The organism is Streptomyces sp. NPDC006798, assembly GCF_040635975.1.
Lineage (GTDB): Bacteria > Actinomycetota > Actinomycetes > Streptomycetales > Streptomycetaceae > Streptomyces.
Window position 1 is genome coordinate 1 of the sequence record NZ_JBEYIS010000041.1, and the last position, 12,555, is coordinate 12,555.

Here is a 12,555-nt window from a genome sequence, read left to right on the forward strand (position 1 = left end):
GACACCCGCCGCCTCCTCGCCGACGAACTCGGCGTCGACCCCAACCCCGAACTCTCCCGCCTCCAGGAACGCATCCTCCGCGCCGACGACACCCTCCATGTCACGGGTACCGAGCGCGTCCCGGCCACCCCGGGTGCGTTCCCCCGTCCCGCGCAGCTCCCGGCGACGATCCCCGACTTCACCGGTCCCACGGCCAGGCTGGCGGAGCTGACCGAAACCCTCACCGCCGCACAGGACACGACGGCCATGCCCGTCTGCGCGATCTCCGGGATCGGCGGTGTGGGGAAGACCGTCTGGGCCGCCCATGCCGCACATCTCGTCCGGCCGCGATTCCCCGACGGTCAGCTCTTCGCCGACCTCCAGGGCGCGGGCGCTCGCCCCCTCGCTCCGTCGGACGTACTCGGCTCGTTTCTGACCGCCCTGGGCGTTTCGGCCGACGCCGTCCCCGACGCCTTGGAGGACCGGGCGGCCCTCTACCGCTCCGCGCTGGCCGACCGCCGGGTCCTGGTGCTGCTGGACAACGCCAGGGACGCGGCCCAGATCCGCCCCCTGCTGCCGGGCGCGGCGGGCTGTGCGGTCCTGGTCACCAGCCGGGCCAGGCTGGTCGATCTGACGGAGGCCAGGCTCTTCGATCTGGATGTGATGTCCCCCGAGGACGCACTGTGGTTCTTCACCCGGATCGTCGGCGACGAACGGGTCTCGGCGGAGCGGCAGTCCGCCCTCGATGTGGTCGCGGCCTGCGGTTTCCTGCCGCTGGCGATCCGGATCACCGCCTCCCGGCTGGCCGCGAGACGCACCTGGACCGTCTCGGTCCTGGCGGCGAAGCTGGCCGACGAGCGCCGTCGCCTGGACGAACTCCAGGCGGGCGACCTGGCCGTGAAGGCCACCTTCGAACTGGGCTACGGCCAGCTGGAGCCGGCCCAGGCCCACGCCTTCCGGATGCTCGGCCTCGCCGACGGCCCCGATATCTCCCTCGCCGCCGCCGCGGCCGTGCTCGGCCGTCCGGTCCCGGATACCGAGGACCTCCTCGAAGCCCTGGTCGACACGTCCCTGCTGGAGTCACCCGCGCCCGGCCGCTACCGCTACCACGATCTCGTACGCCTCTACGCCCGCGCCTGCGCCGAACGCGACGAGCCGCCCGCCGAGCCGGAGGAGGCCCTGACACGGCTGCTCGGCTTCTATCTCGCCACCGCGACCCGGGTCTACGACGGCCTGCGTCCGGGGAACCTTCTGCCCCGCGATTTCGGGCCTACCGGACATCCGGGCCTCGCCTTCGGTACCCGGCGGGAGGCCGTCGACTGGCTGCATTCCGAGGCGCCCCAGCTGCTGGCCGGGGCCCGGCAGGCCACCGGCGGCAGACGGCTCCGGCTCGCCGCCGACCTGCTCTGGGTCACCCGGAGCCTGGCCGAGTCCGGTACGTACTCCCGGGAGTACGAGACGGCGGCGCCGGCCGTCCGGGACGCGGCGCGGTCCTGCGGGGACGCCGGGTCCGAGGCCAGGGCCCGGATCTCGATGACCCATGTCCGTCTGATCGCCGGACGGTACGAGGACGCCGACGACGAGGCCCGGATCGCCGCCGAACTCGCCACCGTCGTCGACGACCCCGTCCTCGGCTACTGGGCGGACAACGACCGCGGCATCATCGCCTTCAACCAGGGCCGGTACGAGGCGGCGGAGGAGTTCCTGCGCCGGGCCGCCGAGGGAGCCCGCCGCGTCGACAGCGATTCGGCGGAGGCCGGTGCGCTCTGCAATCTCTCCAGGCTCCGGCTGGTCCAGGGCCGGGTGGCCGAGGCCGTCGACCTGGCCCGGCAGGGCATCGCCGTCTACGAGCGGATCGGGCACACCCTCCCCCTCGCCAACGCCCGTTACGCCCTGGGCGTCGCCCTCACCCAGGCCGGGCGGCACGCGGACGCCCTGGAACAGCTCTCCGAGGCCATGGAGGTCTTCGAGACCGAGCGACAACTCCTCTGGCAGGGCACGGCCCACTTCCGGATCGCCCGGGCCGAACTGGCCATCGGCCATGCCGCCCGGGCCGCCCGGCACTGCGAACAGGCCCTCGCCACCGGCTGCATCGGCGGCGACCGGATCCGCGGCATCGTCCTGATCACCCTCGGCCGGGCCCTCTCCGCCCTGGGCCAGCCCGACCGCGCGCGAGCCTGCTGGCAGGAGGCGGGGTCCCTGCTGGAAGCCCTGGACGCTCCGGAAGCGGAAGAGGCGCGCGAGCTGCTCGCCCCCCTCGACGCCGCCGCCGTCACGCCCTGAGAGCAGGGCCCGCCGGGTCGTCTCTAGTAGCCGTCCAAGGGCGACGGAACCCGCTGGGCGCTCAGTCCCACATGGACGTCCGTCCCGCCGAGGAGTGTGCTCGTGGCCCGGAGCGCCTGCTTCTCGCCGCCCAGACGGCGCAGCAGAGTCTGGATCTGCCCGTCCCAGGTGGTCTGCGCGCCCTTGAGCGCACCCGAGGTCGCCCAGCCGTCCCCGTCCTTGGGCCCGAACTCCTTCACCGCGGCCCCGGTGGCCTCGTCGGCCAGCGTGCCCGCCTTGCGGGCGCCCGGCTCCACGGTGTTCTCGATGGAGTTCGCGGCCTTCTTCTTCTCCGCCGGGGTCGAGGCCAGATTCGGGCCCAGCAGGCCCGGACCGCTGTTGCCGCCGGGGTCGGCCGGAAGCTGGTTGAGTCGTATACCGGGATCGTTCGTCATGTTGTGCTGCCCCCTTGTCTCGTCGGCCGTGCCGTCCCGGCCGTCTCGCGTATCGCCGTACGCGTCGTCCCGCACATCGCCGCTGTTACGGGCAGCGCAGTGCGGCGCGTGCCGCGTCACCGAACGCCTTGCTGAACCGCGCGCTGTCCGGCATGCGCATGGCGGCCAGCTCGCTCTTGTCGAAGTACCTGAGGTCGTGGGCGAAGACCGTTTCCGCGCCGTCGCAGCGGGCGCGGGTGAACCGACGGTCCCCGAAGGTCGCGACCAGCGGCGGATCGCCGACGGCGGCGAACCGGGCGAACGGCCCTGTCTCGTCGCCTTCGAAGGTGAGATCGCAGTACACCGCCTGCCCCGGCTCCCCGATGATCCGCTCGGTCACCCGCTCGCCCCGGGGGCCTCGGAGACCGTCGAGCCGGAAGCCTTCGATTCCGCATGCTTTGGCGAGGTCGGCGGGACGCTTGCCCGAGGGGGCGGAGGTACGGTCGGCGGTGTCGCCGTAGCCCGGCGCGCCGCAGTCGGCCGCCTTGGTGAGTCCGCGCGCGGCCGAGGCGAGGAACCGGCCCATGCCGTCGGTGTCACCCGGCTCGCTTCCGTTCAAGACGGAGGCGGTCAGGGCGACGGGCCCCTCCCGGTCGTCGCCCGTCACCTTCTGGCAGGCCGCGGGGAGCATCGCCCAGCCGCCCCACTTGTCGTACGCGCCGTGGGTGCCGCCCGACAGGACGTGCATATCCCCGGAGAGCTTCCAGACGCCGCTGGGGAAGGGGAATCCCTTGTTCTCGGTGTCGGCCCTCAGGCTGATCCGCCGTTCCTCCCCCGGCAGCCAGCTCGCTTTCTCCATCGTGCAGGTCCCGGCCGAACCCTCGGACGCCGTCACCTTGCCGATTCCGCCGCCGAGGGCCCGGTCCGCCTCGTCCGGGGTCACCCAGCCGTAGCAGAGGCGGCCCGATTCGAGGAGATTGGTGTTGAAGTAGGTGAAGGTGCCGCCGATGAGCACGATCGCGGCGAGCGCGGCGGTGATCCAGGCGCCTCGCCGGGACCGCCGCCGTATCGCGGTGCCGTCGGCGACGTCGGCAGCGTCGTTCCGGGGCTGTGTTTCGTTGTTCAACGCGCCTACTCCCAGCCCAGATAGACGGCCGAGTCGCCGCGTGACGTCCCGTACGACTGCTTCGCCTCGTCCCGCATGGCCTGCCAGGCGACCCAGTTCGGGTCGTTCTTCGCGTTGCTCTCGTCGTCGATGTCGACGCCCCGCTCCACTGCCCAGCGGTCGATCATGTCGTAGGTCCCGTTGATACCGGACGCGTAGTGGTCCGAGTTCTTCTCCTGGGCCTGGGAGCTGGCCGCGTCCGCCACGTCCTTCGACCATTCGTAGGTCGCCGCGTCGACCAGCCGCTGTGCCGTGTCGCCGAGCACCGGCAGTCCGGTGATCGGGGCGCCCACGCCGTGGTAGGCGTACTTGGCCATGTCATTGGCGGCGCTGATCTTGCCGTCGCGCTCGTCGAGGATGACATCGGAGCCGATGGAGTTCATCGCACCGGTGACGGCGCCGAGGTCACGGGCCGGGTTCTTCCAGGCGTCATTGCTGCTGCCGCCGGATTCCGGCGCCCGGGACAGCTGGTCGAGGGCGTACTGGCGCTGGGTGTCCTGGAGGAGGGCGTAGGTCTGGTCGTCGGCGGAGACCCCGCGCATGACCCGGGTGAGGCTGTCCTTGCCGACGGTGATACCCGCGTCGTCGCCGCTGGTCCAGATCGTGTCCTTGCCCTGCGGGCTGCCGTACTTGGTGCCGTTCTCGGCGAGGATGTTGTGGTTGTCGGCCGCGTAGTCGGCGATCGCGTGCCCCAGCGGTTTCCGCAGGTTGGAGTGGATCTCCTCGCCCCCGGCGCCGTCGTCCAGCACATTGATCGCGCCCTGCATGACCCGGGCCTGCGCCGCGGTGTGCGGGGCGGAGGCGTCGCCCCGCTGCCCCTCACGGAGCGGTTCGTTGCCGGTGGCCGCCGCCTCCAGGGCCTTGCCGAGCCCCATCCGGCTGGTCGGGTCGTCGAAGTCCTTCACGACCATGCCCGTGATGGTGTTCTTCGGCCACTCGCGGGCGTCGTCACCGCTGCCCAGCAGATATTTCAGATGGTCGTTGCCGACGTGGTCCTTGCCCGAGCCGTTGCCCTCGGGGTCGAAGAACGCGGTGGCGGCGTCCGGGTTGCGGCTCATCAGGCCGAGGACGCCGTCGACGGCGTCGGTCTCCATGCCCTTGTGCCCGGGGCCCCACATCGTGAAGATGCCGGGCTGCTCCTTCTCGGCCTTGATGGTCTGCACACCGAGGTCGTACAGGAACTGGTCGTCGAAGTCCTTGTCGGCGTGCTGCATCAGGCTCACATAGGACTGATAGCCGTACAGAGGATTGGTGTTGGGGCCGAAGTTCTTCGTCCCCTCCTTCTGCATCGCCGTGGTCCACTCCCGGTAGAAGGCGCCTTCCTTGCTGTTCATCCAGGCGGTGAACGCGGGCGAACCGGGCGGCAGGTCCTTGACGCTGCCGGGGACGGCGGTGGCCGTCGCCATGGAGTTGGCGAAGTTCTTCGTCACCTCCGCGAGCTGGAGCTTCTTCTCGCCTTCGACGTCCTGGGAGCGTTCGTTCAGCTCATTGCCCAGCTTGATCACGGCATTCGGGCCGAGATCGCGCAGCAGTTCCTGGCTGAACGCCTTGTCGTCCCGGTTGTCCCGCAGCGCCCGCTCCAGCTGCGCCATCTCTTCGTCCGACACCTTCTTGCCGTCGGCGAGCCGTCCCGCGATGTCCTCCGCGAGATCCGCCTCGTACGACTCGACGTCGCCCTTGGCCCCGGAGTTGAAGCCGCCGGGCATCCCGCCGAGCGGGTCGCTGTCCTTGACCACTTCGGTCAGGGCGATCCGGACGCCCTCGTCGGCGTCGTCGACGGCCTTGACCGCGGTACGGATCCGCTCGGTCCAGGACCGCTCGACCCCGGGCAGGTCGGGGTCGCGGCGGATGGCCGCGGCGTCCCCCGCTTCCACCTTCGAGAAGTCGTAGTGGCACACGCCCTGGTCGGAGACCTTCATCCCGGCCTTGACCGCGTCGTCCCGGGCCTGCTCGACCCCCTTCTTGAGGGTCACGAACTGGGCGTGGGCGTCGCGCAGCAGCGACGCGACGGCTCTGGCCTGCTTCTGGGCCGCCTGGATCTCCTTGAGCGTGACGTCGAACCGGGCGTTGGCCGCGGTCGCGCTCAGCCCGTTCCAGGCCGGGCCGCCGAGGGAGACGCCGTGCACGTCGTCCCGGTACGGCGGCTCGGTCTTGTCCCGGAGATCGTTCGCCGTCTCGTCCCACTTGGCGGCCGCCGCCGTCAGCTTCGACAGATCGGTGGTCATCACTTCGTGGTAGCTCGGCATGCCTATCGCCCCCGCCGGTATCCGTTTTGGCAACCTGGACAGTACCAAGACTGATTCAAGCCTCTTCTACGGTGTACGGATCTTCACCGCATCCGACTGCGGGAGGCGGATACGGGCACACCCGGAACGCGATCACGCCGACGCGGGAAGAAGCGGGGAATGCCAGGAGGTGCCGGGACGGAGCCCGGGGGCGTCCCGAAGGCCGCCCGGAGCCGGAGACGTCCGAAGGATTGTCCGGGAGCACTTTTGAGGGGCAGACGAGCCGGGCCGTACGCCGGGTTCTGTTTCCCCGTCGGCCTCGCGACCGATGGGGCGACGGCCATCCATCTAGGACCGGTGTTGCCACCGGCCTCGTGCGGTCTACCCGCGGACTCGGGCGAGCAGCCCTCGAACGTCCGCGCAGGAACGCCGAAGCGCTCCCTCTTGACCTTGCTCCGGGTGGGGTTTACCTAGCCGCCTGAGTCACCTCAGGCGCTGGTGGTCTCTTACACCACCGTTTCACCCTTACCGGGGGCCGTACGGATACGATCCCCGGCGGTCTGTTTTCTGTGGCACTGTCCCGCGGGTCACCCCGGGTGGCCGTTAGCCACCACCCTGCCCTGTGGAGCCCGGACGTTCCTCGGGGGGATCCGGGGATCCCCACGCGGCCGTCCGCCCGGCTCGTCTGCCGTGCCGTCCATGCTACCCGGCCCGGGTGGCCCGGCACGCCGTCGCTTGACCTTGTCGCGGCGTCAGGGTTTCCACTGGACCCATGAGGATCGGAGAAGTCGCCGCACTCGTGGGGGTCACCCCGCGGACCGTACGCCACTACCACCATCTCGGGCTCTTCCCGGAGCCGGACCGGCTGCCCAACGGCTACCGGGACTACGGGCTGCGCCACGCGGTCGTACTCGCCCGGATCCGGCGCCTCACCGAGCTGGGGCTCGGGCTCGCCGAGGTACGGGACGTCCTGGCGGACGACGCCGGGCGGGAGCTGGTGGAAGTGCTGGAGGAGCTGGACCTGGACCTGGCCCGGCAGCGGGCCGAGCTGGACCGGCGGCGGGAGCGGCTGGGCGAGCTGATCACCCGGGCCCGGGAGGGGACCCTGCCCGCCGAGGGGCCGGTATCGCCGGAGCTGGCCGGGCTGCTGGCGGCGCTGCCGCCGACCGCGTCCCCGATGGCGGCCAAGGACCGGGACCATCTGGCGCTGCTGGACACCGTGCTGGCACCGGAGGACCGGGGGCCGATGTACGAGGCGCTGCGGCCGATGGCCGGGGAGGGCCTGGAGCTGTACGAGGCGCTGGACGAGCTGGCGGACGCGGATCCGGACGACCCCCGGGTCGCCCCGCTCGGCGACGCGCTCGCCGCCCGGCTGCCGGACACGCTGATCGCCCTGATCGGGGACGCGCCGATGGTCGACGGCGGCGCCTTCGGGCATGCCTTCCTGGCCGACTTCACGCCCGCCCAGGCCGCCGTCGTGCACCGGATGCTGACGGCGCTCGACGCGCGCCGGGCCGAACTGGCCGCCGGGTCGCCGGAGGCTCCGGTGGCCGGTTCGGGCGACGCGGGCGGTGCCCGTGAGGAGGGGACATGACGGGCCGTACGTCCGTCCGCCGGGTGATGTGGGCGCTCGTCCCCGTCGAACTGCCCCTGCTGATCGCGTCCGCCGCCGGGGTCCCCCTGCCGCGTGCGGTGGTCCTCTTCGCCCGGATCCTGGTCGTGGCCGCCGTCGTCGTGGAGACCGTACTGCTGCTGCGCGGCTGGCTCTCGGCCCGCCGCCGGGGCCTGTCGCGGGTCGCGGCGCTGCGCGAGACCGCGTACGGGCTGCTGCCCCGGGTCGCCGTCCGGCTGATGGTCCACGAGGTGCGGTGTCTGCGCAGTATCTGGTTCCGGGTACGGCGGCGCACGCACGGGGTCGGCCCCGGCGATCACGCCGCCGGGTACACCGCGCCGCAGTCCGCGACGATGTGGTCCTTGATCGGCCTCTCGGTGGTCGAGACGGCGGCCCTGGCGTTTCTGATCCCCTGGCCGGTGGTCCATCTGGTGCTGCTGGTGCTGGGGGTGTACGGCACCGTGTTCATGGTGGGGATGCAGGCGGCGTGTGCCGTACGTCCCCATGTGGCGGGCGCGGACGGGTCGCTGCGGCTGCGCTACGGCGCCCTGTTCGATCTGCGGATACCGGCCGGGGACATCGTCCGGGTCCGGATCGACCGCAGGTTCCCGCCCGGGGGTCTGATCACCGCCCACGACGACGGTTCGGTCGATCTGGCCGTGGGCGGACAGACGAATGTCGCGGTGGACCTGGTGTCCCCGGTGACGTACACCCGTCCCCTGGGGCGGGCCGGTACCGCGCGGACGGTCCGGTTCCACGCGGACGATCCGCAGGCGCTGGTGGCCGCGCTCGGCGGCGGGGTGCGAACGGCCTGAAGCGGGCGGGGAGAGCGGGTGTTCAGGCGGGGGTGAAGAGGACCCGGGCGGTGCCGGGGCGGGCCGCCGGGTCCGCGTGGGCCAGCCGGACCCGCAGCGGTTCGCCGAGGGGCAGGGCGCCGTCGCCGGTGACGCGGGCGACCACGGCCGGGTCGCGCAGTTGGACCGTACCGGCGGCCGGGTCGTTCTCCCGGACGTCGGTCACCACACCGTCGAAGGTCTCCCCGACCCGGTCGCGCAGCAGTACCGCCTCCACGATGTCGACGCACTCCCGCTCGACCTCGGCGGCCCGGCGCGCGCCCCGGGCCATCGTCGCCGGGAGGTCGGCGAGGGCCTCCAGGATCCACTCGGGGACGCCCTGTCCGGCGCGGGCGGCGAGGCACAGTTCACCGGTATAGCGGTCCACGAGCCTGCGCAGGGGCGCCGTGCAGTGGGTGTAGGCGTGGGCGACGGCCGCGTGGACGGTCGGATCGGGGAGCCGCCCGCCGGTGAAGACCGCGTAACCGGCACCGCGCAGCAAGGTGGTGCATTCGGTGAGGAACGCGGCGTGGTGGGGCTGGCTGGGGTCGAGGGACCGGATCACCTCGGCGTACGGGACGTGGTGCGGCCAGTCGACGCCGAGCGCCCGCGCGGTGAGCCGGAGCCGGGCGACGGCGCCGGAGGGGGCGGTGGGGAGCGTCCGCAGGATTCCCGTACCGGATTCGATCATGATGTCGGCGGCGGCCATGCCGGTGAGCAGGGACAGTTGGGCGTTCCAGCCCTCGACGGGAAGCGGGGCGCGGTAGCCGAGGGCGTATCCGCCGTCGCGGCGGACGATCTCCTGTTCGGGGACGCCGAGGGAGACCCCGCCGCGTTCGCGTTCCCGCTCCTCCCGCAGTCGGCCGACGGTTCGGAGCAGGGCGAGGGGTTCGCCGGCCGTGCCGTCGTCGATCCGGCGCTGGGCGGTGGCGTAGTCGAGGCGTTCCCGGCTGCGGACGGTGGCCCGGCGGACGTCGGCGGAGACGGTACGGCCTTCGGCGTCGAGGTCGATCCGCCACAGCAGGGCGGGGCGGGGGCCGTCGGGCAGCAGACTGGCGGCCCCGGCGGAGAGTACGGGCGGGTGAAGGGGGACCGACTCGTCGGGGAAGTAGAGGGTTTGGACCCGGCGGCGGGCCTCGGAGTCGATCGCTCCGCCGGGGGTGACGAAGGCGGCGGCATCGGCGATGGCGTAGTGGACGCGGTAGCCGCCGCCGTCCCGGCGGGCGAGATGGACCGCCTGGTCGAGATCGGCGGCGCCGGGCGGGTCGACGGTGAAGAAGGGGAGACGGGTGGCGTCCAGGGGGGCGGGGCCCGGGGGGCGGGGCGCGGCGGCGGCCGACTCCGCCTCGGCGAGCACCTCGGCGGGGAAGTGGTCCGGTACGCCGAGCTCCGTCCTCAGCTCGCGCAGGGCCTCGGGCAGCGCGGCGGCTTCGGCGGCGCCACCGGCGCGGATCAGGCGGCGGGGCATGCGTCGAGCGTAGGTCGACACGGACATCGGCGCGCGGCGGAGCGGGGGGCGAGGCGGCGGAGCGGGGGTGGGAGCTGAGGCCGGGGCCGGGGCCTGGGCCTGTGCCTGGGAGTTCGGCGGGTGGTCCGGGCGTGACGCTCGGGCACGAGGTCGGCGGGCGGCCTCCGGGGGCGGTGGAACTTCAGGCTGTGGCGCGGGTGTGGGTGTGGGCGTGGGTGTGTGTGGGCGTGGGTGTGTGTGGGCGTGGGCGTGGGCGTGGGCGTGGGCGTGGCGAGGGTACGCCAGCGGGGTTTACGTCGCCGCCGGGCACGCTGCCTGCGGCTTCGCCGGGGGCGCACGGCGCCGCCGCCGCGTTCACCCGCAAGGGTGACTGTACGTAGCGGCGGCGCTGCCTAACGTGGATGACACGGGGCCGAGAAGACGGACGGCGGAGGTACGAACCGACCGCGCCCGCTCGCTCCCGTGCGCATCCAGCGCCCGGCCACAACCCTCGATCGTCGATCCTCGGAGGTCATCGTCATGCGCCGTCTCACCATCGTGCTCGGTACCCTCGCCGCCGCCGCGAGCCTGACCGCCGGAGTGCCGTCGGCCACGAGTCCGGCCTACGCCGGGACCGGTGATCTGATCGTCAACGGCACCGTCCACCACGACCCCAGCGGCTGCTTCACCAGCGCCCACCGCCCCCTCACCGTGGAGAACCGCACCAACAACTACGTCTTCGTCCACGACCGGGCGGGCTGCGGCGGGCCGGCGATCGGCATCGTCCGGCCGGACCAGCGTTCGACCTGGCCACTGGGGATAAGCGTGTCCACCCAATGACTGGTCGGCGGCACCGCCGCCGACCACTCCGGGGCCGGTCCGCCCGTACTCCTCCCCGGGCGGCCCGGCCTCCCCGGAGGCGTACGCTTGCGCGGGGCGCCGCCCCGCCTCCCGCCTCCCCGTTTCACTCTGTGAGGAGAACGTTCGTGCTCGTGCTGCTGCCGCCGTCCGAGGGCAAGGCCGCCTCCGGTCGCGGTGCCCCGCTCAAGCCCGAGTCGCTGGCGCTGCCCGGTCTCGGTACCGCGCGGGCCGCCGTACTCGACGAGTTGGTCGAGCTGTGCGCCGCCGACGAGGAGAAGGCGGCGGAGGTCCTCGGCCTCAGCCAGGGGCTGCGCGGCGAGATCGCCAAGAACGTGGAGCTGCGGACGGCCGGAGCCCGGCCCGCCGGGGAGATCTATACGGGCGTCCTCTACGACGCGCTGGGTCTCGCGACGCTCGACGCCGCCGCCAAGCGGCGGGCCCGCGCGTCTCTGCTGGTGTTCTCCGGGCTGTGGGGTGCCGTACGGGTGGGCGACCGCATTCCGTCGTACCGCTGCTCCATGGGTGTCCAGCTGCCGCGCCTGGGGAAGCTGGCCGCGCACTGGCGGGAGCCGATGGAGTCCGCGCTGCCCGAGGCCGCCGGTGGCGGACTGGTCCTGGACCTGCGGTCGTCGGCCTATGCGGCGGCCTGGAAGCCCCGGGGCGAGGTGGCGGGGCGGACGGCTACGGTCCGGGTGCTCCACTCGCAGATGGCCGACGGGGTCGAGAAGCGTTCCGTGGTCAGCCACTTCAACAAGGCGACCAAGGGCCGGATCGTCCGGGACCTGCTGGTTTCCGGGGCCCGGCCGAAGGATCCCGCCCGGCTGGTGGAGACCCTGCGGGAGCTGGGACATGTGGTCGAGGCGGAGCCCCCGGCCCGCGCGGACCGGCCGTGGGCGCTCGATGTGATCGTGCGCAGTATCCACTGAACGGACCGCGGGGGCGGAAGCACCGGACCGCTGAGCCGAAGCACCGAAGCACCGCCACGACATCAGCATGTTGCAACATGCGCAACGCCCGTTGCAGACAATGAGGCGTCCCGGCAGGATGGCCCCTATGACCTCCGTGCTTGATCTCGCGCCCGTGATCCCCGTCGTCGTCATCGAGAACGCCGAGGACGCCGTCCCTCTCGCCCTCGCGCTGGTCGCGGGCGGACTGCCCGCGATCGAGGTGACGCTGCGGACCCCGGCCGCCCCGGACGCGATCCGGGCCATCGCCGCCGAGGTGCCGGAGGCCGTGGTCGGCGCGGGTACGGTCGTCTCCCCCGAGCAGGTGGAGACGGCGGTCCGGGCGGGGGCCAGGTTCCTGGTCAGCCCGGGGTGGACGGACGGGCTGCTGGCGGCCATGCGGAGTTCGGGCGTGCCGTTCCTGCCGGGGGTCTCCACGGTGTCGGAGGTCGTGGCGCTGCTGGAGCGGGGCGTGACGGAGATGAAGTTCTTCCCCGCCGAGGCCGCCGGGGGCGCGCCCTATCTGAAGTCCGTGGCCGGTCCGCTGCCGCAGGCCCGGTTCTGCCCGACGGGCGGCATCTCGCGGCAGTCCGCCGCCGTCTATCTCTCCCTGCCCAATGTGGCCTGTGTCGGCGGTACCTGGATGCTGCCGCCGGACGCCATCGCGGCCAAGGACTGGACCCGGATCCGGGACCTCGCGGCGGAGGCGGCCGAACTGGCGCGCCCGTCCGCGTCCTGACGCCCCGGCCCGTCCCCGCCGGGCCGGGCGTTCCAGGAGCCTGCGGGTCCTGAC

General features: G+C 72.7%; 10 protein-coding genes and 1 other RNA gene. 6 read left to right on the forward strand and 5 right to left on the reverse strand.

All coding sequences use genetic code 11. The features are described from left to right. On the forward strand, positions 1–2,262 hold a 2,262-nt coding region (locus ABZ714_RS24860; RefSeq protein WP_358827529.1), incomplete at its 5' end, for a tetratricopeptide repeat protein. A 23-nt stretch (positions 2,263–2,285) separates the two neighbouring features. Here the strand turns inward: ABZ714_RS24860 and ABZ714_RS24865 are convergent. The 4 genes from ABZ714_RS24865 to rnpB form a co-directional block, all read right to left on the reverse strand. Next, the gene (locus ABZ714_RS24865; RefSeq protein ID WP_358827530.1) at positions 2,286–2,696 is read right to left on the reverse strand and encodes a hypothetical protein; all 411 of its coding nucleotides are present in this window, start codon (positions 2,694–2,696) and stop codon (positions 2,286–2,288) included. A gap of 85 nt (positions 2,697–2,781) precedes the next feature. After that, on the reverse strand, positions 2,782–3,801 hold the full coding sequence (locus ABZ714_RS24870) for a hypothetical protein (protein ID WP_358827531.1): 1,020 nt from the start codon (positions 3,799–3,801) through the stop codon (positions 2,782–2,784). A 5-nt stretch (positions 3,802–3,806) separates the two neighbouring features. Continuing rightward, positions 3,807–6,065 (reverse strand): hypothetical protein, encoded by a 2,259-nt coding sequence (locus ABZ714_RS24875; protein ID WP_358827532.1) that lies wholly within the window; start codon positions 6,063–6,065, stop codon positions 3,807–3,809. 275 nt (positions 6,066–6,340) lie between these two features. Beyond that, positions 6,341–6,749, reverse strand: an RNA gene (gene rnpB / locus ABZ714_RS24880) — RNase P RNA component class A. Between the two features lie 88 nt (positions 6,750–6,837). On the opposite strand from rnpB, the gene ABZ714_RS24885 reads away from it, so the two are divergent. Both ABZ714_RS24885 and ABZ714_RS24890 read left to right on the forward strand, forming a co-directional pair. After that, positions 6,838–7,659 (forward strand): MerR family transcriptional regulator, encoded by an 822-nt coding sequence (locus ABZ714_RS24885; protein ID WP_358827533.1) that lies wholly within the window; start codon positions 6,838–6,840, stop codon positions 7,657–7,659. Beyond that, positions 7,656–8,492 carry a hypothetical protein gene (locus tag ABZ714_RS24890; RefSeq protein ID WP_358827534.1) on the forward strand — a complete coding sequence of 279 codons (837 nt, stop codon included), beginning with the start codon at positions 7,656–7,658 and terminating at the stop codon, positions 8,490–8,492. Before ABZ714_RS24885 ends, ABZ714_RS24890 begins: the two co-directional genes overlap by 4 nt. Positions 8,493–8,514: 22 nt before the next feature. Here the strand turns inward: ABZ714_RS24890 and ABZ714_RS24895 are convergent, their stop codons facing one another. Beyond that, positions 8,515–9,978 carry an RNB domain-containing ribonuclease gene (locus tag ABZ714_RS24895; RefSeq protein ID WP_358827535.1) on the reverse strand — a complete coding sequence of 488 codons (1,464 nt, stop codon included), beginning with the start codon at positions 9,976–9,978 and terminating at the stop codon, positions 8,515–8,517. A 519-nt stretch (positions 9,979–10,497) separates the two neighbouring features. Here ABZ714_RS24895 and ABZ714_RS24900 point away from each other — a divergent pair. The 3 genes from ABZ714_RS24900 (at position 10,498) to eda (ending at position 12,501) form a co-directional block, all read left to right on the forward strand. Beyond that, complete coding sequence (locus ABZ714_RS24900; RefSeq protein WP_358827536.1) at positions 10,498–10,797, forward strand: hypothetical protein; 300 nt, start codon at positions 10,498–10,500, stop codon at positions 10,795–10,797. Between the two features lie 146 nt (positions 10,798–10,943). Next, a complete protein-coding gene (yaaA, locus tag ABZ714_RS24905; RefSeq protein WP_358827537.1) occupies positions 10,944–11,744 on the forward strand; it encodes a peroxide stress protein YaaA in 801 nt (266 codons plus the stop codon). Between the two features lie 127 nt (positions 11,745–11,871). Then, positions 11,872–12,501, forward strand: coding sequence for a bifunctional 4-hydroxy-2-oxoglutarate aldolase/2-dehydro-3-deoxy-phosphogluconate aldolase (gene eda / locus ABZ714_RS24910; protein ID WP_358827538.1), 630 nt, complete (start codon positions 11,872–11,874; stop codon positions 12,499–12,501). Positions 12,502–12,555 lie beyond the last annotated feature (54 nt).

Excerpts from the sequence above, each read along its gene's own strand:
- ABZ714_RS24865 (WP_358827530.1), bottom strand. The coding sequence starts at position 2,696 with ATGACGAACGATCCCGGTATACGACTCAACCAGCTTCCGGCCGACCCC.
- eda (WP_358827538.1), top strand. The coding sequence starts at position 11,872 with ATGACCTCCGTGCTTGATCTCGCGCCCGTGATCCCCGTCGTCGTCATC.
- ABZ714_RS24900 (WP_358827536.1), top strand. The coding sequence starts at position 10,498 with ATGCGCCGTCTCACCATCGTGCTCGGTACCCTCGCCGCCGCCGCGAGC.
- ABZ714_RS24890 (WP_358827534.1), top strand. The coding sequence starts at position 7,656 with ATGACGGGCCGTACGTCCGTCCGCCGGGTGATGTGGGCGCTCGTCCCC.
- ABZ714_RS24875 (WP_358827532.1), bottom strand. The coding sequence starts at position 6,065 with ATGACCACCGATCTGTCGAAGCTGACGGCGGCGGCCGCCAAGTGGGAC.
- ABZ714_RS24895 (WP_358827535.1), bottom strand. The coding sequence starts at position 9,978 with ATGCCCCGCCGCCTGATCCGCGCCGGTGGCGCCGCCGAAGCCGCCGCG.
- ABZ714_RS24885 (WP_358827533.1), top strand. The coding sequence starts at position 6,838 with ATGAGGATCGGAGAAGTCGCCGCACTCGTGGGGGTCACCCCGCGGACC.